Raw genomic sequence first — 18,776 nt, forward strand, 5'->3', positions numbered from 1 at the left:
TGATTCTTGGTTGTTCGAACTGCTCTTTATCTATGCGATTCCGGGGAAAATTGCTAATTTTGCCCGGAACTGCCTGTGGAGATCACGACGCGGGCACAGGCTGCCCCCTCATCCGCCGGAAGCTGGGCATGGCAATGGGCGACAGGGTTGCCAGCAGGTAGAGCAGTGCGGTTACGCCCAAGGCGGTCGCAATGCCCCAGTTGTCGATCAGCAGCCCGCCAAATAGCCCGCCAAATGGCATCAGGCCCCAGGCCAAAGCCCCGAACAGCGCGATCACCCGACCGACCATTGGCGTCGGAATCTGTTCGAACATGATAGCCCCGATGATGGGATTGAGAAATCCGGCGCCAAAACCGCTGACCAACAGGATGGAGAGGATCACCGGTACCGGCGCGTCGATGGCGAATGCCGTCATGGGCAATGGACCGGCGAGCAGGAACCCGACCACATAGATAGGCAGTCGCGGCAACCTATGGCCCACGGCGGCGGCGATGGCGGCCCCGAAAATGGATGCGCCGGAAAAGGTGGCCAGAAAGATGCCAATCCAGGTCACATCCAGCCCCTCCGCCCGTACCCAGACCGGCAGCAGCACCATGGCATAGGCCTGGTCGAAGAGATTGGTGATGGCAATCATGACGACGAGGCTGCGCAGCACCGGGTTGCGGCTCAATACGCTCCACCCGGCCGCGAATTCGGAGCGATAGCTGCTGGAGCGGTCCCGCCTGGGGGCCTTGGCAACGTGGCCGGGGACACCCAGCGCCACGACCAGCGCCGACAGGCAGAATGCCGCGGCATTGGCGAGCAGCGCCGGCGCGGGACCCAGCAGGGCGATCAATGCGCCGGCGCTGGCGGCGCCCAAGGTTCCGGCCAGGCGATCGCTGGCGCCCATGACGCCGGTGACCCGCTCCAGCGGCACCTTTCCCAGCGCAGCAATTGTCGGCACCAGCGCGTGCTTTGCTGCGTCGGAGGGCGCACGCAGCACGCCGATCAGCGCCACTGCCGGCAGAAGAACCCAGATGGACAGCAGGCCCAGCCAGAACAGCAATGGCACCAGCATCACGGCGAGCGTCGAAAGCCCGTCGGACCAGATGGCGACACGGCGCGCACCAAGGCGATCGATCAGCGGACCGCCCAATGCCTTGGTCAGCACATAGGGCAGCATTTCGGCAAAGCCCACCAGGCCCGTGAGCACCGGGCTGCCCGTCGTCGTCAGCACCAGCCACGGAATGGCGATGGTGGACACCCTTGTGCCACCGATCGAGGCGACACTGGCAACAGCCAGCGAGATGAGAGGTCCGTGCCCGCTCATGACGTCCCCTTCTCCTCGGGCGGACGAGGAAAGCCGTGCAGGATGATGGCGAAAGGCTCCACCCCATCTGGATAAGGCCCGCCCATGGGCGGCGCCGATTGCATGGCTTCCCACAGCACATCCTGGAGCTTTTTCACCAGCGCCTCTGCCTTCGCCGCGGTGAGCGGAATATAGTAGTCGCTGACGGTCGAGGCCTTGCGCCATTCCGGGGTGAGGTTGACGTGGTTCCGCAGCGCGCTCTGCATCTGCATGATCTGCCAGTTGAGCGCGGCCTGCCCGAAGGCCATCCCGGCCTCCAGCGCCTCGCCATCGCCCGCATCTGTTCCAAAGCTGGTCGATTCGTGTACCGCTCGCCACCAGCGGTCACGCGCATTGCCGCGCTCTACATCCTCAACGATGAAGCCGTGATGCGCCAATTGCCGGAGATGGTAGCTCGTCGCACCCGAATTGAGCCCCAGCCGAGCTGCCAGGCCCGACGCCGTTGCCGGCCCATCAAGCCGCAGCAAGCCCAGAATTTGCAGCCGCACCGGATGCGCCAGCGCCTTGAGCGCTGTTGGATCGGGCGTGACCTGACGGATTTCGCGTAGATGTGTTCTGGTCATGGCAGGACCTCAATAATGGGTCCAGCCTACGATCGCAAACATTTCTTTGCAAACATCTGTTTGCGGTCAGACTTCCGCCCCAGCAAACTCCACGCGCGCCTGGGCAATATGCCGGTGGTTCTCGCTGGCCCAAGAAATCAGATGGCCAAACGGCACGATGATCGAGTTTCCCAGCGGGGTCAGGCGATATTCCACCGAAGGCGGCTTGGTATCGAAGACACGACGCGCCACCATGCCGTCACGCTGCAGGTCGCGCAGCGTCTGGGTCAGCATTTTCTGGGAGATGTCGGGGACTTCCCGCCGGAGCTGGTTGAAGCGCTTGGGGCCACTGGCGAGCGTCATCACCAGCAGCATGCTCCATTTATCGCTGATCTTGTCGAGCACGCCGCGCACCGGGCAATCGCTGGAGGGGCCACCCACGCTGCTGTTCCAGCGCTCGACATAGAGTTCTGCTTCTTCGGACAGGTTGCGCATGCGGTTACTCCGGGGTGCCTTTGTGCGGCGAAAGTGCCTCCTTTCGCAGGCGATCAAAGCCCACTAGATAGCACTCTCCATTTGATACTTACTCTCCATAGGCATCCGCCGCAAGGACGAGTTTGTTGCAACAAGGAGAGCGAAGATGACGACATTCAAGGATCAGACCCTGCTGGTCACCGGCGCAGCGGGCCAGTTTGGCCGCATCGCTGTCGAGGAACTGCTGGCGCGCGGCGCCACCAAGGTCATTGCCGGCACGCGCGATCCGGCCAAGCTGGCCGATCTCGCCGCCCGGGGCGTTACGGTGCGCAAGGTCGATTTCGACGATGCCGCGAGCCTGGTTTCCGGCTTTGCTGGCGTCGACCGCGTCCTGATCATCAGCACCGATAGCATCGGCAAGCGTGCTGCCCAGCAGTCGGCAGCCGTTGCCGCTGCCAGGGCCGCTGGCGTCAAGCACGTCGTCTACACCTCGGCTCCGGCCGCGCGGCCCAATGCCGATGCAGGTCTTGCCGCCGAGCATTTCTGGACTGAGGTCGCCATTGCCCAAAGCGGGCTCGATTTCACCATCCTGCGCGATCACATGTATGCCGAAAACACCCTGATGAGCGCCGCCCACGAAATCGCCTCGGGGCAGCTGTTCGGCCTCATCGGTGACCGCGGCACGGCCTATGTCACGCGTGCCGACGCAGCTCGCACCGCCGCCGGCGCGTTGCTGACGGCTGAGGGCAAGTCCGTCCTCGACGTCACCGGCCCCGCCCCCGTCACCAATGCTGAGCGCGCCGAACTCTACACGAAGGCGACCGGCAGGACCGTGACCTGCGTCGCCATCACCCCGCCGGAACTGACTGCCGGCATGGTCGCGGCTGGCCTGCCCGAGGGGTTTGCCCAGGCCCTGGTGGCGTTCCAGGTCGATGCCGTGATCGGCTACCACGGCGCGGTCACCGACGTGGTCGAACACTTCTCTGGCCGCAGGCCGCAGGCCTTTGCCGACTTCCTCGCCCAGAACCGCCCTGCCCTGGGCGCCTGACAGGACAGCCCGGTCCCTTCCGAGGGACCGGGCGCCGACATGGGCAGGAGTGGCGGCGCATGCTAGGGGTTCCGGATCGTCCTCACCGGTCCCTAGACATGCCTCAACTCGTCAAGCCCAGACGCCTCGTTGCCGGCGATACGATCGCGGCCGTTACGCCCTCCTGGGGAGGACCCGGCACCTTTCCGCAGCGCTATGCCGCTGGAAAGGCCCAGATCGAACAGCGATGTGGGCTCAAGGTCGTGGAGATGGCGCATACGCTGGCACCCGCCGAGTGGATCGCGCAGAACCCGCAGGCGCGCGCGGCGGACCTGATGGATGCCTTCACCGACCCGACTATTTCCGGGATATTCGCCACCATCGGCGGGGACGATTGCATCAGGCTGCTGCCTTACCTCGATCTCGATGTCATCCGGTCCAATCCCAAGGTCTTTCTCGGCTTTTCCGACACCACGGCCTTGCATCTGGCCTGCTATGCGGCCGGTCTGACCTCATTCTACGGCCCCAGCATCATGGCCGGCTTTGCCGAAAATGGCGGCATGCACGCCTATACCGCTGATGGTGTCCACCAAGCCATGTTCGCCGCCGCGCCGATCGGTGCCGTACCGATCAATACCGAGGGCTGGACGGCTGGCCCCACGGATTGGGCAAGTTCGGTCCTTCAGGCGCAGCCACGTCATCTCCAGCCCGCCGATGCGCCCCGTATCCTCCAGGGATCCGGCACGGCGACCGGCCATCTGCTGGGTGGCTGCGCCGAAGTGCTGGAGATGACCAAGGGCACCGCCTGGTGGCCGGACAAGGCCGCCTGGCAGGGCGCGATCCTGTTCTTCGAGACCTCCGAGGATGCGCCCTCCCCCCATTTCATCCGCTATTGGCTGCGCAACTACGCTGCATCGGGCATTATTGGTGGCCTGGCCGGACTGCTCATCGCGCGTGCCGATCCTAAGGGCGACAGCGGTTATCAGCAGGCCATGGAGGCCGCCATACTGCAGGTCCTGGCGGAAGCCGGGCGCGGCGATCTCCCCGTGCTGGCCGGGCTCGATTTCGGCCACACCCAGCCAATGCTCACCCTGCCCTATGGCGTAGAGGCCCGCATCGACTGTGCGACTGGACGGCTGACCATTCTGGAATCCGGCGTGAGCTAACAGCATTGTTGCCGGATTCCAGCCCGAACACGGCTGTGTTCTGGACGCCTCCGTGACAAACCCGTAGGAATCGCGCCAATTCACTGCCGTATTCGCGGAGTCGGGTCCCGGTGTCAGTTGGTTCTTTCTTCAGCCGCCTCTGGGCGCGCTTCGCCTATGATCGATCCATCGGCTTCGGCCTCGAATATATCGGCCTCACCACGCTGCGCTATCCACGCGCTGTTGCCATCGCCGTGCTGGCCTTCTCAATTCTGTGTTTCACCCAGATCCCCAGGGCGAATGTCGATGGCGACCTGCTGCGCGTCTATGCCCATTCCGGGCAGTATTATGACGCCTATGAGCACCTGTCCGACACTTTCGGCACGTTCGAGAACGATGTCTATGTGCTGGTCAACTCCCCGCGCCTGACCGAGCCGGAAACGCTGGAGCGCGTGCGCGAGCTGGCGTTCGACCTCGAACTCAACGAGTTCGCGGTCGGCACCATGTCGCCATTTACCCTGCGCAAGCCCGATGGCTTCGGTGGCTCCGTGCCGGCCGTCCCCGAGGGGATGGACGATTTCGGCGAAGTCGCCGTGGCGCTTGCCGACCTGCAGCAGAACGACCCCATGATGCGCAATCTGATCACGCCGGACCTCAGCGGCGTCGTGCTCATCGTGTTTCCCAACCAGGAGATGACCAGGGGCGACGGCACCAAGCAGATGATCGCTTCACTGCGCGAGACCATCGCGCCCTATCAGGACGAGAACATCTCGGTCGAACTGACGGGGCCCCCGATCTGGACCTCGGAAATGCTCAACGCCGCGGTGGATGACCAGGTCAAGTTCACCGTCTGGGGTTTTGGGCTCGGCGCCGTCATTGCCCTGCTGGCCCTGCGCTCCCTGCCCGCAGCGCTGCTGGTGGCGGCAACGCCGTTCCTGGCTGTCATGTGGTCGATGGGCCTCATCCTGCTGTTCTTTGGGTCCTTCTCGTTCCTCACCATCATCGTCACCACGCTGGTGCTGGTGATCAGCTTTGCCGAGTCGATGTTCTTCGTCTTCAACTGGCTGGCCTATTGGCGGGACGGCATGGAGCCCAACAAGGCCGTCGACGCCACGGTGAAGCTGGTCGGCCCGGCAGCGGCGCTCACCATGCTGACCACCTTTGTCAGCTTCGCCTCGCTGGCGCTGACGCCCGGCCAGGGTGTGCGGGAATTCTCCATTGCCGGCGCCATCGGCACCTTCCTGCTCTTTGTTTGCCTCATGACCTTCCTGCCGCTGATGCTCAAGGCGGCGATCCGCCTCGGCTTCAAGGCGCCCAAGCGCAGCAGCCTGGTGCTGACGGCGCCGCTGCCGCTCAGCTGGTTCATCGCCAGCCGGTTCGGTCGCCAGCTGTCGATCCTGGCCATCGCGGTGACGGTCCTGCTGCTGATCCCCTATGCGCTGATCAAGCCTCATTTCTCCTTCGAGGACTTCGTCGCCAAGGACTCGTCGGCCCTCAGCGCCGCTGAGAATATCGACGAGGGCGTGGGCGGCGTGGCGCCGCTCTATATCCGCGTGCCGCTGCTGGATGACGATCCCAACGTCACCCCACGCGACTTCGAGACCATCAAGGCGGTGCACGACATTCTCGAAGCCCATCTCGGGCAGAACAAGGTCATCTCCGCCGCCAGCATGACCAACTACACCGAGACCGGCTTTACCCGCGAAGAGGTGTTCGACGCCGTCGGTCCGTTCATGCGCAAGCGTTTCGTTACCGATGACGGCTCGCAGGCGCTGGTCACCGGCTTCATGCCGACCATCATCGATTCCGACGCGCTGAAGCAACTTGTCGAGGAGGTCGACGCCCAGATGCAGGCGGCGGGGATCGAGGGGGCCGAAATTGGCGGTTTCCGCATCCTGACCACCTTTGCCACCGACCAGATCGTCACCGGCCTGCAGCTCGACCTGACCATCTCGGTGCTGGTCAATCTCGGGTTGATCGGCTTTGCCTTCCAGTCATTCCGGGTGGCGCTGGCCTCGGCCATCCCCAACCTGTTCCCGGTGCTGGGCACCGAGGCGTGGCTCTATTTCACCGGACAGGGCCTGCAACTGACCACGGTCATCGCCCTGACCATCGCCTTCGGCATTGCGGTGGACGATACGGTGCATTTCCTGTCGCATTACCTGCATTCGCGCCGTGAGGAAAAGCGGCCGCATATGGAGGCGGTCAAGCACACGCTGGATCGCATTGGCGGCGCGATCGTCGCCACCACCATCATCCTGTGTTCGGGCGTGGTGATCGTCACCTTCTCGGAACTGCCACAGGTGGCGCTGTTCGGCACGCTGTTCGTCTCGACGCTGGCCTTTGCCGTGATTGGCGACCTCTTCATCCTGCCGGCGCTGCTGGCTGCGGGTGGCAAGTTCTTCCAGCCGCTGGGCCGGATCAGGGTGCGCACGGCCGACCATGAGGCGACACCCGACGATCCGACCGGCGACACCATTACCGGCGAGGGCGGCACCGAGGGCCATACAAGCTGATCGGCAGGCGCTTGCGAGCCAAAGCGGCCGCCGATTACATGGTGCGGCGCTGATTCTGCCGCCGCCCGTTCGGTTCGTGGCTCGGGCGGTCAAATTGTCGAGAAGTTGCCCGGCAGTCGCGCCGATTTGATATGGGTTGGGGTGAAATCTGCCGGGGGGCATGATTTCCGTGGAGGCTTAATACAAATGACCAAGTTCGGACCCCTGTCACGCGCCGCGGCTCTGGCCGGCCTGCTGGCTGCGAGCGGCGCTGCTCCGGCTCTCGCGGCACCCGCCGACGTGGCCCTGCTGCAGTCCTATATCGGCGACTGGCGCGGCCGGGGCGTGCTGATCGGCGCCAATACCGAGACGGTGGTGTGCCGCATGTCGCTGACCCAGGGCAACCAGGACAAGGTCAACTATAGCGGGCGCTGCACGCTGGCCGGCACCCAGCTTTCGGTGGCCGGCACCATGGCCTATGTCGAGGCCAGCAGGCGCTTTGAGGCGGCGATGAGCTCCAACGCCACCTTTACCGGTGTCGCCGTCGGCCAGAAGCGCGGTGGCGGCCTCGTCTTCAACCTGCGTGAGCGCGACAAGGACGAGGAAGGCAAAGACCTCAACATCACCGCCCAGATCACCCTGCAAGCCGATGCCATCGAGGTGGTCTTCGACGTGGTCTATGTTGACAGCGGCGACAGCCTGCGCGCCGAAGTTCCGTTCTCCCGCTAGACCTGAAAGCCCTCGGGCAAACGTCGGATTTGTTTTCGATGTCAGCGGATTAGGACTGAAGAAGTCTTAACCAGCGCGCGCTACCGTTCCTCGACGATCCAGGAGCGCCCCTTGCGCAGTGTTACCGCAGCCATTGCCCCCTCGATACCGATCGCCGACATGCGGCAGGGTCCTGGCGCACGTTTGCAGCGGCTGTGTGACCTGCTCGGCATTGCCGGTGCGCGGCTGAGCAGCATCGCGACCGATGGTCTCTTCGTCACAGCTGCGGCCGGTGCGCAGACGCCCATGGCGGCACTTGAGGCCAGCGCCGTCGCGGCAGCGCAGCCGCTGGTGATTGCCGATACGGCGCAGGGGCCGGTGCGTTTCTATGTCGGAATCGTGCTTCCCGGAGAAGCCGATCACCCCAAACAACTGCTGAGCCTGTTCGATCCGCGGCCGCGCAGCGCCATGATGGCGACCACGATCGCGGCGCTGGCCGGAGAGGTTCTCGCCCAGGCGGCCATCGAGCGTCAGCGCCGCCAGCTCGAGGCGCAGGTGCGGATCATCAATGACTATGCCGCGCTCGAGGTGCAGCGGCGAACGCTGTTCGATCGCGCCTCGGCGACGGCTCGCATCGGCATCTGGCAATGCAATCTGAGCGATAACAGCCTGATCTGGACCAACGGCGTCTACGACCTGTTCGAAATTCCCCGCGACACGGCGGTGACCCGCGAGCTGACCCTTGCCTGCTACACAGACGAGTCGCGGCGCCAAATGGAGGCGGCCCGGGCCGAGGCGATCGCCCGCTGCAGTGATTTCTCGCTCGACTGCGAAATTGTCACCACATCAGGCAAGCGTCGCTGGATGCGGCTCACCGGCGCGGTGGAAAGCCGCGATGGCGTAGCGCATCGCATCTTCGGAATGAAACAGGACATTACCGAAGAAAAGCTCATGGCCGATCGCACCCGTTACCTGGCCGAATTCGACGTGATGACAGGCCTGGCCAACCGCACCCAGTTCCAGGCGCGGCTGGCCCAGCGCGATAGCGGCGACCGCGAGGTCGGCGCGCTATTGCTGATGGACCTCGACGGCTTCAAGCAGGTCAACGACACCTATGGCCATGCCATCGGCGATGTGTGCCTGAAGGAAGCCGCCCGCCGGCTGGTCGACGGCTGCGGTAGCGCGGACCTGGTGGCTCGCATCGGCGGCGACGAATTCGCGGTGCTGCTGGGGCCCGGCGCAACGCTGGCTGATATGGAAGCCTCGGCCGCAGGAATTGTCGGCAGCATGCGTGGCCCGGTATTCGTGACCGGGCAGACACTCCGCCTCAGCGCATCGGTCGGCATGGCGCCCTATCGCGGCGGATCGTCGGAGGACCTGTTTCGTCAGGCCGACATCGCCCTCTATGCCGCCAAGGCTGCCGGCCGCAACACCAGCAGCACGTTCAAGCCAGCATAGGCCTGACAGCAGTCGCGGCCCTGTATCCGACAGGCTCTCCAAGCCCGATCGAAGAGGCCGACTGCGGCCTCCCCGTCTCGGTCGTATCGGTCACTAGAACGGAATGTCGTCGTCCATGCCGCCGGGCTCGAAGGCCGGCGCATTGGCGCGGGGACGCTGTCCGCCGCCGCCGGCATTGTTGTCGCGCGCACCGCGGAAACCGCCGCCATTGTCGACGCCACGGAAACCGCCGCCGCCTTCGCCGGCGCTGTCACCATCACCGCGGCCGTCCAGCAGCGTCAGGTTCGAGTTGAAGCCCTGCAGCACCACTTCGGTGGAATACTTGTCGGCGCCCGACTGGTCCTGCCACTTACGGGTCTGCAGCTGGCCTTCGAGATAGACCTTGCTGCCCTTGCGCAGGTAGCTTTCAGCCACGCGCGCCAGACCTTCCGAGAAGATCACCACGCGATGCCACTCGGTCTTTTCGCGGCGCTCGCCCGTGTTCTTGTCTTTCCAGTTCTCGGAGGTGGCGACCGAAAGATTGACCACCTTGCCGCCGCTTGGCAGGTTCCGCACTTCCGGATCTGCACCAAGATTGCCGACCAGGATCACCTTGTTGACACTGCCTGCCATCGCTCATTCCTTCTCTGATTCAGTCCCGGGTCCGTGTCCGCAGGGACGCTCACTTACATAGCGGCGGCACCTTACTCCCACCCGCGCCCTGCCGCCTGCACGTTGGCGCAGTTGTGAACAGAACTGTCGCCGCATCTGTTCTTGTTATGTTCTATCTTTCGGCGCAGGTCAAGACAGCTTGCGGCTGCTGACACGCCTTGTCAGCAGGCCTGGCCCAAAGGCGGTCACTCACGCGGAAATCACCATGGACTATACCCAGGCGCTCTGGATCTATCTCATCCTGCTGTTCGGCATCATCGTGGTGCCCGGCATGGATATGTTCTTCGTGCTGACCAATGCCCTGACGCGCGGCCGCCGGGCCGGGCTCAGCGCCGTCTCCGGCATCATGGTGGGTGGCGCGGTCCACACCCTGTTCGGCGCATTGGCCGTCGGGCTGCTCACGCAGCTTCCGGGCATGATCTTCCAGGCGATGATCCTGGTCGGAGCCGTCTATATGGCGTGGATCGGCTATACGCTGCTGCGCAGTTCCATCACGGTGGACAGCATCGGCGGTGCTTCGACCCGCTCCGACTGGGTCGCCTTCCGGCAGGGACTCGTGACCTGCCTGCTCAATCCCAAGGCCTATCTCTTCGTGCTCGCCGTGTTCCCGCAATTCATGCGGCCCGAATATGGGCCGATCTGGTCGCAGGCGCTGGTCATGGGCCTGATGACTGTCATCATGCAGTTCGTGATCTATGGCGCGCTGGCGCTGGCCGCGGGCAAGGGCCGCGATGCGCTGGTCGGCCATCCCCAGGTGACGATCTGGATCGGACGCGGGGCTGGCGCATTGTTCATCGCGGTCGCCTTGTTCACGGCGTGGCATGGCCTGACCCAGCATGTTGGACCTTGACCGAATCCGGATTGTTCCGCTTATGTTCCCTGTGATTGAATGGTGCTTTGGCAAGTGGTCGGGACACGCTAAGGTGACAAAAGAGACGGGCCGCCATGCGCGCAGACCGCTTGCGAGAGGGGCAAGCCAGGCCTATCTGAGTGGCTCTCCTGCCCCGATGCCCCCATACCGACTTTGCCGCCGCGCTGCCTCCGGCGCACCGAGCCATGGACTGATATGATGACGCCAAAGCCCAGCCAGAACCGTGAGATCATCGTGCGCGGCGCCCGCGAGCACAATCTCAAGGGCATCGACCTCAAGCTGCCGCGCGACAGTCTCATCGTCATGACCGGCCTGTCCGGCTCGGGCAAGTCCTCGCTCGCCTTCGACACCATCTATGCCGAGGGCCAGCGCCGCTATGTGGAGTCGCTCTCGGCCTATGCCCGCCAGTTCCTGGAAATGATGCAGAAGCCCGATGTGGAGCACATCGAGGGCCTCAGCCCCGCCATCTCCATCGAGCAGAAGACGACGTCGCGTAACCCGCGCTCTACCGTTGGCACGGTGACGGAGATCTACGACTACCTCCGCCTGCTGTTCGCTCGCGTCGGCGTGCCCTATTCGCCTGCCACCGGCCTGCCGATCGAGAGCCAGACCGTCAGCCAGATGGTCGACAAGGTGCTGGAAATGCCGGAGGGCACGCGGCTCTTCCTGCTGGCGCCGATCGCCCGCGGCCGCAAGGGCGAGTACAAGAAGGAGCTGGCCGACCTGATGCGCAAGGGCTTCCAGCGCGTCAAGATCGATGGCGAGTATTACGAGATCGAGGATGCCCCGGCCCTCGACAAGAAGTTCAAGCACGATATCGAAGTGGTGGTCGACCGCGTCGTGGTCGGGCCCGACATTTCCGGCCGCCTGGCGGAGAGCTTTGAGACGGCGCTGAAGCTGGCCGACGGCATCGCCCTGGTCGAGTTCGCCGACGAGAAGAACGAGGATGGCACGCCGCGCCAGACCACCTTCTCGGAGAAGTTCGCCTGCCCGGTCTCCGGCTTCACCATTGCCGAAATCGAGCCACGCCTGTTCTCGTTCAACAATCCCTTCGGCGCCTGCCCGGTCTGCGATGGCCTGGGCACAGAGCAGAAGATCGACCCCGACCAGATCGTGCCGGATACCAGCCTGTCGATCCGCGACGGCGCCATCCTGCCCTGGTCCAAGACCTCGGCACCCTATTACCTGCAGACCCTGCAGGCGGTGCTCAAGCACTACGGCGCCTCGACCGGGACCGCCTGGTTCGACCTCCCGGAGGAGGTGCAGAATGCCGTGCTCTATGGCACCGGCAAGACGCCGATCAACTTCGTCTATGACGATGGCCTGCGCCAGTACAAGACCACCAAGCCCTTCGAGGGCGTCATCGGCAACCTTGAGCGTCGCTACAAGGAAACCGAAAGCGCCGGCATGCGCGAGGAGATCGAGAAATACATGTCGGCCAAGCCGTGCATTGCCTGCGGCGGCTATCGGCTGAAGCCGGAGACGCTGGCGGTCAAGATCGATGGCCTGCATATCGGCCAGGTCACCGAGAAGTCGATCCGTACGGCGGCCGAGTGGTTTGAAGTGCTGCCGGAGAAGTTCACGCCCAACCAGAAGCTGATCGGCGAGCGCATCCTCAAGGAAATCCGCGAGCGCCTGAACTTCCTCATCGATGTGGGTCTCGACTACCTCACCATGGCGCGCAATTCGGGCACGCTTTCGGGCGGCGAGAGCCAGCGCATCCGCCTCGCCAGCCAGATCGGCTCAGGGCTGACGGGCGTGCTCTATGTGCTGGACGAACCGTCGATCGGCCTGCATCAGCGCGACAATGCCCGACTGCTCGAAACGCTGCAGCGGCTGCGCGACATCGGCAATACGGTCATCGTCGTCGAGCACGACGAGGACGCCATCATGACGGCGGACTATGTCGTCGATATCGGCCCCGGTGCGGGCGTGCATGGTGGCCATATCGTCGCCGAGGGCTCGCCGCAGGACATCCTCAACCACCCGGACTCGCTGACGGGCAAGTATCTCTCGGGGCGCATGGGCATTGCCATGCCCGCCGAGCGCCGTGAGGGCAAGAAGGGCAAGGTGCTGTCCGTCAAAGGCGCCACCGGCAACAATCTCAAGAATGTCTCGGTCGACGTGCCACTGGGCCTGTTTGTGGCCATTACCGGCGTCTCGGGCGGCGGCAAGTCGACGCTGATGATCGACACCATGTACCAGGCCATCGCCCGCCGGCTGAATGGCGCGCGCGTGGTCCCTGCCCCGCATGAAAGCCTCACCGGCCTCGAATTCCTCGACAAGGTCATCGATATCGACCAGTCGCCGATCGGCCGCACGCCGCGGTCCAACCCGGCCACCTATACCGGTGCCTTCACACCGCTGCGCGAATGGTTTGCCGGGCTGCCCGAAGCCAAGACGCGCGGCTATGGCCCCGGTCGGTTCAGCTTCAACGTCAAGGGCGGCCGTTGCGAGAAGTGCGAAGGCGATGGCGTCCTCAAGATCGAGATGCACTTCCTACCCGACGTCTACGTCACCTGTGACGTCTGCAAGGGCAAGCGCTACAACCGCGAGACGCTGGAAGTGCAGTTCAAGGGCAAGTCGATCTCCGACGTGCTCGACATGACGATCGACGAAGGCGTGGACTTCTTCTCGGCCGTGCCTGTTATCCGCGACAAGTTCGCCACCTTGCAGCGGGTGGGCCTGGGCTATGTGAAGGTCGGCCAGCCGGCCAATACGCTGTCAGGCGGCGAGGCACAGCGCGTCAAGCTCTCCAAGGAGCTGAGCAAGCGCGCCACCGGCCGCACGCTCTACATGCTCGATGAGCCGACGACGGGCCTCCACTTCCATGACGTGGCCAAGCTGCTCGACGTGCTGCACGAACTGGTCGAGGGCGGCAATACCGTCATCGTCATCGAGCACAATCTGGAAGTCATCAAGACCGCCGACTGGGTCATAGACCTCGGTCCCGAGGGCGGCGATGGCGGCGGCGAGATCGTCGCCGTAGGGACGCCGGAAGAGGTGGCCCAGAACAAGCGGTCCTATACCGGGCAGTTCCTCAAGGAAGTGATGGCGCGGCGGCCCCATTTCGCGACGCGGGCGGCGGAGTAGCAGACTCCTCGTCGCTACACTGATCCGTTGGCACTGGTCAGAACTCAGTGCGTGTTGCCCACCCCTTCCCAGCCTCCCCCATTTAGGGGAGGTAGGAGGGAGTGGTGCCATACGCGCGATTCAACAGACTTATCCCCGCACCCCAAACCTCCCATATCCTTCACCCATCTTCACGGCAGAGCCGGTCATGACGAGTGATGACCGTGAAGGCGGCCAGGAATGGGAGGTCGCTTCCATTGGGCGGGGGGAACTCGGCAGCTGCGCTTGCGACACAGCGTACCTGGCCCGGACCCGCGAAAATCCTGGCGTGGTGGCGAGGCAAAGGCCTCACTTCCTTCATCTACCACTTCGAGGCAAGCGCCTCGCCACCGCTGCTCACTGCGGCAACCCACGAGCGAAAACCGCATTCAGGCGGCGCTTCGGCACGCCAAATGCGACAGATCAATGAAAATGCCATGCGTCCTGCGCATGAAGCCGTTGACGTTTACGACATGGCGCATGGGCTCAAATCACCCCATCTTGCGTTTGTCGATTAACCTTTCGAAGGGACCATGCCGATGTTTGTCCGTGCCGTCTGGCGCATCAAGCGCCTGGTCGACATTAAGCAGACGTTGCGGGAAATGGACGTTCCCTCGACGCGTGATGCCGATCTGCTGGGCCTTTCCGGCCCCGACTTCTCGAAGATGACGCGGTCGCTGTTCGATCGCTGAGCGTTGTACGAGCGCGAGCTTTGCATGGCCGCCGGATGGCCACCCGGCGGCCATCGCATTTGCGGCAACCTTAACCCAAAATGAACCACACCGGCCAAAGCCCCGCAGAAACCGCATAGCTCATTTGATCAATGACCCACTGCTCATTTGCCGGGCACTGCCCTAAATACAGTCTCGTAAACGAAAAGGAGACTTCAAATGGACATCCGCAAGACTTTCAAGAAGTGGGCCGCCTACCAGCAGACCGTTCGTGAGCTCGCCGCTCTCGACAATCGCCAGCTCAACGATCTGGGCATTTCGCGCACCGACATCAATCGGATTGCTCGCGATCATGCTGCCGGCCTCTAGTATTTGCCCGACTGAACTTTCAGCCTCAGCAAATCGAACAGCCGCTTCTCTCTGAGATGCGGCTGTTTTGCTGTCTGCCTGCCGGCAGTCAGAACGCCAATCTGCCGACGAGCTCGGCATAGCTCACCATGACGGCCTGCCGAAACGCCGGTCGCTGCTCCAGCCGCCGATACCAGTTCTCCACGCCCGGCATGGCTGGCCGGTCGATATCCATGGTGAACCACCGGTAGAGCGCCACACCCGCCGCTATATCGGCATAACTTAAACGATTGCCCGCCAGATAATCCCGATCGGCCAGGTGCGCATCCAGGATGCGCAAGGCTGACACGGCTTTCGCGCAGGCCGCCGCAATGGCCTTGCGGTCATGCTGCTCCGAAGGCGTGCGCACCAGCAGCCAGAACACCGCGATCCATGCCGGCTGGAAGGTCGTGGCGGTCCAGTCGGTCCATTGATCGACGATGGCCCGCTCCCGCACATTCTCGCGCCACAGCGTCTCCGGGCCGTAGGCTGCCGCCAGATAGCGAAGGATGGCGTGGCTCTCCCACACGACCAGATCGCCATCCTGCAGCGTCGGCACCAGCCTGTTGGGGTTCATCGCCCGATAGTGCGGCTCGTCCAGCCCGCCATGGGCGCCACCCACCAGCTTGTGTTCATAGGGCAGGCCCAGTTCGGCCAAGGCCCACAGAACCTTCTGCACATTGGCGGAGCTTGTGCGCCCCCACAGCGTCAATTCCAGACTCACCGCTTATCCCCCCAGAGCCGGTGCATGCTAATGTTCGCCCGTCCAAGCACAAGTGCTGGTTGCACCTGTTCACCCCACTTGCTATCTGCGGCCCATGTCCAATCCAGAACCTATCCATATCATTGGCGGCGGTCTCGCGGGGTCCGAAGCCGCCTGGCAGGCCGCCGAGGCCGGCGCCAAGGTCGTTGTCCACGAAATGCGCGGCGTGCGCGGCACCGATGCCCACAGCACCGACAGCTTTGCCGAGCTGGTCTGCTCCAACAGCTTCCGCTCGGACGATCACGAGCAGAACGCCGTCGGCCTGCTGCATGAGGAAATGCGGCGCTGCGGCTCGCTGATCATGCGCGCCGCCGACCAGCACCAGCTGCCGGCTGGCGGGGCCCTGGCGGTCGATCGGCACGGTTTTTCCGCCGAGGTGACCCGCGCAATTCACAACCACCCCAATATTACAGTCATACGCGAGGAGATCGCCGGCTGGCCGCCCGCCGAGTGGGGCAATGTCATCATCGCCAGTGGTCCCTTGACCTCCCCTGCCCTCGCCGACGCCATATTGGCAACGACAGGCGAGGATGCCCTCGCCTTCTTCGATGCCATCGCTCCCATCGTCCACAAAGACAGTATCAACATGGATATCGTCTGGGCCCAGTCGCGCTATGACAAGGCCGGCCCCGGCGGCACGGGCGCGGACTATCTCAACTGCCCGATGGACAAGGACCAGTATTTCGCCTTCGTCGAGGCCCTCAAGACCGCGCCGCTGCATGAATTCAAGGATTGGGAAAAAGTCCCCTATTTCGACGGCTGCCTGCCTATCGAGGTGATGGCCGAGCGCGGCGTCGAGACGCTGCGCCACGGCCCGATGAAGCCGGTTGGCCTGACCAATCCGCGCAACCCCACGGTCAAGCCGTACGCCATCGTCCAACTGCGGCAGGACAATGCGCTGGGCACGCTATGGAACATGGTCGGATTCCAGACCAAGATGCGCTACGGCATCCAGGCCGAAGTCTTCCGCATGATCCCGGGGCTTGAGAATGCGCAGTTTGCCCGTCTGGGCGGGTTGCATCGCAACACCTTCATCAACTCCCCCAAGGTGCTGGGAGCCGATCTCAAGCTCAAGAACGATCCGCGCATCCGCTTTGCCGGACAGGTGACGGGCGTCGAAGGCTATGTCGAAAGCGCCGCCGTCGGCCTCATTACCGGCCGGCTGGCCGCCGCCGACGCCCGGGGCGAGACGATGGCGACGCCGCCCATCACCACGGCGCTGGGTGCCCTGGTCGCCCATATCACCGGCGGCCATATCGAAGCCGAAAGCTATAGCGGCGCGCGCAGCTTCCAGCCGATGAACGTCAATTTCGGGCTCTTTCCCGAGGTCGAAATCGTCAAGCCCGAGGGCGCCGGTCGTTGGCGGGGCAATGACAAGACCATTGCCAAGCGCAAGGCGATTACGTCCCGTGCACTCGAGGATCTCAAGGCCTGGGCATGACCGAAGCCGAGCTCGAAACCTACCTGCATGACCACATCCCGCTATCGCGGGCCATGGCCGTGCGGGTGGTCTCGATCGCCGCGGACAAGGTCGTGCTCGGCGCTCCGCTCGGGCCCAATATCAATCACCGCGACACCGTGTTCGGCGGCAGCGCTTCGGCTCTCGCCATCCTGTCCGCCTGGTCGCTGCTGCATCTGCGCCTGCTGGCGGCAGGCCAGCCCAGCCGCCTGGTGATCCAGCGCAACAACATGGAATATCTGGCGCCAATAGCCGGCGATTTCACCGCCACGGCAACCCTAGACGCCGATGGCGGGTGGGACGGCTTCCTCAAGATGCTGACCCGCAGGGGGCTTGCCCGCATCACTGTTGGCGCAGAGCTGGACTATCAGGGCAAGATTGCCGGCCGACTCTCGGGCGAGTTCGTCGCCTTCGGCAAGGACCGGCTCTAGCGGTTGCGCCAGTTCCACCAGGCCAGCCGGGCAATCTTGCGCCAGTCGGGCTCATCGGGCGCCACGCTGAATGGCCCGACCGACCGCCGGAGGTAGTGCGTCAGCTGGGCATCGAGCATGGCGATCTGGGCAAAGGCTGGCCTCAGCCCGGCGGGCAGCTGCCGGATCGCGGCCTCCGCCTTGTTCAGGTGCTCCACGGCCAGCTCGGCGACCTGGCCCAAGGCCTCGACGACGCCCTCGCTGGCGGTGCCTGAAAAAATCTCATCCTCGGTCACACCATTGGCGGCCATGATCGACCAGGGCAGCATGATGCGCCCCTGCGAGGAGACATAGCCGAATGACCGCATATGCCCGATCATGGCATGGGCCACGCCAAGGTGTCCCGCCGCATCGCCGGTTTCGATGGTCTCGCCATCGTTGAGGATCATCGCCGCCAGCTGGTACAGCGTCGAAACCGTCTCGCCGGCATAGCCCTCGAAGGTTTCGAGATCGGGCATGGGGTCGTCATAGAGATCAAAGCGGCGTGCACCGATCAGGCGCAGCAGGGTGCCGGCCGGAATGCTGTAGCGGGTCATGGTGTCCAGCAGCGCATCGGCCACCGGGTTCTGCCTGATGGCGCCATGCCCCTGCCCTTCCAGGGCCTCGCTCCACCATTGCAGGCGGATTTCGCCGGGCGCCGGATCGGACACGCGCTCGCGGATCGAGGCGACGTCGGCGTTGAAGGCATAGAGAGCGGTCACCGCGTTGCGATGCTCGTCATCAAGCACCAGGGTCGACAGGTACCGGTCGCGGTCGCCCTTGCGCAGGGCTTCGGCGGCATGGACGAAACTGGCCTCGGCCATCTAGCGCACCCTGTCGACGGCAATGAGGGCCGCGGCCACGGCGCGCTCCTCCGCCAGCAGCACGTTGTAGGTGCGGATGGCGCTGCCGGTATTCACCGCTTCGACGATGACCTTGCGCTCACGCAGCGCATCCCGCAGATCCCGCGGAATGGCGGCGATGTCCGGCCCCAGGCCGATCAGCAGCACGTCGATATCGTCGGCCGCCGCAAAGACCTGGGCCAGCGTTTCCGCCGTGATATCCGCCACTGCCGCGACGTCCCAGGCGAACATGCCCTTGGGCAGGCACAGCAATGAGCCCCGATGGGAGATGCCGGCAAAGCGGAAGCCGCCATTGCCATAGGCATCGATGCCGACCTGGGCCGGATAGTGCGGCGTCTCGATCAAGCCCATCTC

Annotated in this window: 18 protein-coding genes; 11 read left to right on the top strand and 7 right to left on the bottom strand. The window is 64.1% G+C overall.

Translation table 11 applies throughout. The features are described from left to right. Positions 1-82 precede the first annotated feature (82 nt). The 3 genes from IH615_RS15285 to IH615_RS15295 all read right to left on the bottom strand — a co-directional run bounded on the left by IH615_RS15285 (position 83) and on the right by IH615_RS15295 (position 2,385). Positions 83-1,309 carry an MFS transporter gene (locus tag IH615_RS15285; RefSeq protein WP_291363029.1) on the bottom strand — a complete coding sequence of 409 codons (1,227 nt, stop codon included), beginning with the start codon at positions 1,307-1,309 and terminating at the stop codon, positions 83-85. Further along, positions 1,306-1,911, bottom strand: coding sequence for a helix-turn-helix domain-containing protein (locus IH615_RS15290; protein ID WP_291363031.1), 606 nt, complete (start codon positions 1,909-1,911; stop codon positions 1,306-1,308). The genes IH615_RS15285 and IH615_RS15290 overlap by 4 nt, the downstream gene beginning before the upstream one ends. Positions 1,912-1,977: 66 nt before the next feature. After that, positions 1,978-2,385, bottom strand: coding sequence for a helix-turn-helix domain-containing protein (locus tag IH615_RS15295; protein WP_291363033.1), 408 nt, complete (start codon positions 2,383-2,385; stop codon positions 1,978-1,980). A 145-nt stretch (positions 2,386-2,530) separates the two neighbouring features. Between IH615_RS15295 and IH615_RS15300 the strand changes: the two genes are divergently transcribed. From IH615_RS15300 to IH615_RS15320, 5 genes are all read left to right on the top strand, one after another. Further along, a complete protein-coding gene (locus IH615_RS15300) occupies positions 2,531-3,412 on the top strand; it encodes an NAD(P)H-binding protein (protein WP_291363035.1) in 882 nt (293 codons plus the stop codon). Between the two features lie 98 nt (positions 3,413-3,510). Then, positions 3,511-4,557 (top strand): S66 peptidase family protein, encoded by a 1,047-nt coding sequence (locus IH615_RS15305; protein WP_291363037.1) that lies wholly within the window; start codon positions 3,511-3,513, stop codon positions 4,555-4,557. A gap of 110 nt (positions 4,558-4,667) precedes the next feature. Continuing rightward, positions 4,668-7,052 carry an efflux RND transporter permease subunit gene (locus IH615_RS15310; RefSeq protein WP_291363039.1) on the top strand — a complete coding sequence of 795 codons (2,385 nt, stop codon included), beginning with the start codon at positions 4,668-4,670 and terminating at the stop codon, positions 7,050-7,052. Positions 7,053-7,238: 186 nt separating this feature from the next. Continuing rightward, positions 7,239-7,760, top strand: a complete 522-nt coding sequence (locus IH615_RS15315) for a hypothetical protein (RefSeq protein WP_291363041.1) — start codon at positions 7,239-7,241, stop codon at positions 7,758-7,760. Positions 7,761-7,871: 111 nt separating this feature from the next. Continuing rightward, positions 7,872-9,197, top strand: a complete 1,326-nt coding sequence (locus tag IH615_RS15320) for a sensor domain-containing diguanylate cyclase (RefSeq protein WP_291363043.1) — start codon at positions 7,872-7,874, stop codon at positions 9,195-9,197. A 93-nt stretch (positions 9,198-9,290) separates the two neighbouring features. Here IH615_RS15320 and ssb read toward each other — a convergent pair whose 3' ends face one another. Further along, positions 9,291-9,809, bottom strand: coding sequence for a single-stranded DNA-binding protein (gene ssb, locus IH615_RS15325; protein ID WP_291363045.1), 519 nt, complete (start codon positions 9,807-9,809; stop codon positions 9,291-9,293). Positions 9,810-10,053: 244 nt separating this feature from the next. Here ssb and IH615_RS15330 point away from each other — a divergent pair, with 244 nt between their 5' ends. The 4 genes from IH615_RS15330 to IH615_RS15345 all read left to right on the top strand — a co-directional run bounded on the left by IH615_RS15330 (position 10,054) and on the right by IH615_RS15345 (position 14,870). Further along, on the top strand, positions 10,054-10,698 hold the full coding sequence (locus IH615_RS15330; protein WP_291363047.1) for a LysE family translocator: 645 nt from the start codon (positions 10,054-10,056) through the stop codon (positions 10,696-10,698). A gap of 216 nt (positions 10,699-10,914) precedes the next feature. Beyond that, a complete protein-coding gene (uvrA, locus tag IH615_RS15335; RefSeq protein WP_291363049.1) occupies positions 10,915-13,812 on the top strand; it encodes an excinuclease ABC subunit UvrA in 2,898 nt (965 codons plus the stop codon). A gap of 557 nt (positions 13,813-14,369) precedes the next feature. Then, positions 14,370-14,522, top strand: a complete 153-nt coding sequence (locus tag IH615_RS15340; protein ID WP_291363051.1) for a hypothetical protein — start codon at positions 14,370-14,372, stop codon at positions 14,520-14,522. Positions 14,523-14,720: 198 nt separating this feature from the next. Further along, positions 14,721-14,870, top strand: a complete 150-nt coding sequence (locus tag IH615_RS15345) for a DUF1127 domain-containing protein (RefSeq protein ID WP_074797262.1) — start codon at positions 14,721-14,723, stop codon at positions 14,868-14,870. 88 nt (positions 14,871-14,958) lie between these two features. Here the strand turns inward: IH615_RS15345 and IH615_RS15350 are convergent, their stop codons facing one another. Beyond that, positions 14,959-15,612, bottom strand: a complete 654-nt coding sequence (locus IH615_RS15350; protein WP_291363056.1) for a glutathione S-transferase family protein — start codon at positions 15,610-15,612, stop codon at positions 14,959-14,961. A gap of 85 nt (positions 15,613-15,697) precedes the next feature. Here IH615_RS15350 and trmFO point away from each other — a divergent pair, with 85 nt between their 5' ends. After that, positions 15,698-17,092, top strand: a complete 1,395-nt coding sequence (gene trmFO, locus IH615_RS15355; protein ID WP_291363095.1) for a methylenetetrahydrofolate--tRNA-(uracil(54)-C(5))-methyltransferase (FADH(2)-oxidizing) TrmFO — start codon at positions 15,698-15,700, stop codon at positions 17,090-17,092. After that, complete coding sequence (locus IH615_RS15360; RefSeq protein WP_291363058.1) at positions 17,089-17,541, top strand: YiiD C-terminal domain-containing protein; 453 nt, start codon at positions 17,089-17,091, stop codon at positions 17,539-17,541. The genes trmFO and IH615_RS15360 overlap by 4 nt, the downstream gene beginning before the upstream one ends. Here IH615_RS15360 and IH615_RS15365 read toward each other — a convergent pair. Together IH615_RS15365 and IH615_RS15370 are read right to left on the bottom strand one after the other, a co-directional pair. After that, positions 17,538-18,383: a phytoene/squalene synthase family protein gene (locus tag IH615_RS15365; RefSeq protein ID WP_291363060.1), complete on the bottom strand. Its 846-nt coding sequence runs from the start codon at positions 18,381-18,383 to the stop codon at positions 17,538-17,540. The genes IH615_RS15360 and IH615_RS15365 overlap by 4 nt on opposite strands. Continuing rightward, on the bottom strand, positions 18,384-18,767 hold the full coding sequence (locus IH615_RS15370) for an MTH938/NDUFAF3 family protein (protein ID WP_291363062.1): 384 nt from the start codon (positions 18,765-18,767) through the stop codon (positions 18,384-18,386). Between the last annotated feature and the right edge of the window lie 9 nt (positions 18,768-18,776).

Origin of the sequence: Devosia sp., from assembly GCF_014860165.1 — a bacterium.
In the GTDB taxonomy this organism is placed as follows: Bacteria; Pseudomonadota; Alphaproteobacteria; order Rhizobiales; family Devosiaceae; genus Devosia.

Bases quoted from the DNA above. Each gene is read 5' to 3' on its own strand.
- IH615_RS15285 (WP_291363029.1), bottom strand. From the start codon at position 1,309: ATGAGCGGGCACGGACCTCTCATCTCGCTGGCTGTTGCCAGTGTCGCC.
- IH615_RS15315 (WP_291363041.1), top strand. From the start codon at position 7,239: ATGACCAAGTTCGGACCCCTGTCACGCGCCGCGGCTCTGGCCGGCCTG.
- IH615_RS15340 (WP_291363051.1), top strand. From the start codon at position 14,370: ATGTTTGTCCGTGCCGTCTGGCGCATCAAGCGCCTGGTCGACATTAAG.
- IH615_RS15290 (WP_291363031.1), bottom strand. From the start codon at position 1,911: ATGACCAGAACACATCTACGCGAAATCCGTCAGGTCACGCCCGATCCA.
- IH615_RS15330 (WP_291363047.1), top strand. From the start codon at position 10,054: ATGGACTATACCCAGGCGCTCTGGATCTATCTCATCCTGCTGTTCGGC.
- IH615_RS15360 (WP_291363058.1), top strand. From the start codon at position 17,089: ATGACCGAAGCCGAGCTCGAAACCTACCTGCATGACCACATCCCGCTA.
- IH615_RS15305 (WP_291363037.1), top strand. From the start codon at position 3,511: ATGCCTCAACTCGTCAAGCCCAGACGCCTCGTTGCCGGCGATACGATC.
- IH615_RS15345 (WP_074797262.1), top strand. From the start codon at position 14,721: ATGGACATCCGCAAGACTTTCAAGAAGTGGGCCGCCTACCAGCAGACC.
- IH615_RS15300 (WP_291363035.1), top strand. From the start codon at position 2,531: ATGACGACATTCAAGGATCAGACCCTGCTGGTCACCGGCGCAGCGGGC.
- IH615_RS15295 (WP_291363033.1), bottom strand. From the start codon at position 2,385: ATGCGCAACCTGTCCGAAGAAGCAGAACTCTATGTCGAGCGCTGGAAC.
- ssb (WP_291363045.1), bottom strand. From the start codon at position 9,809: ATGGCAGGCAGTGTCAACAAGGTGATCCTGGTCGGCAATCTTGGTGCA.
- uvrA (WP_291363049.1), top strand. From the start codon at position 10,915: ATGATGACGCCAAAGCCCAGCCAGAACCGTGAGATCATCGTGCGCGGC.
- IH615_RS15365 (WP_291363060.1), bottom strand. From the start codon at position 18,383: ATGGCCGAGGCCAGTTTCGTCCATGCCGCCGAAGCCCTGCGCAAGGGC.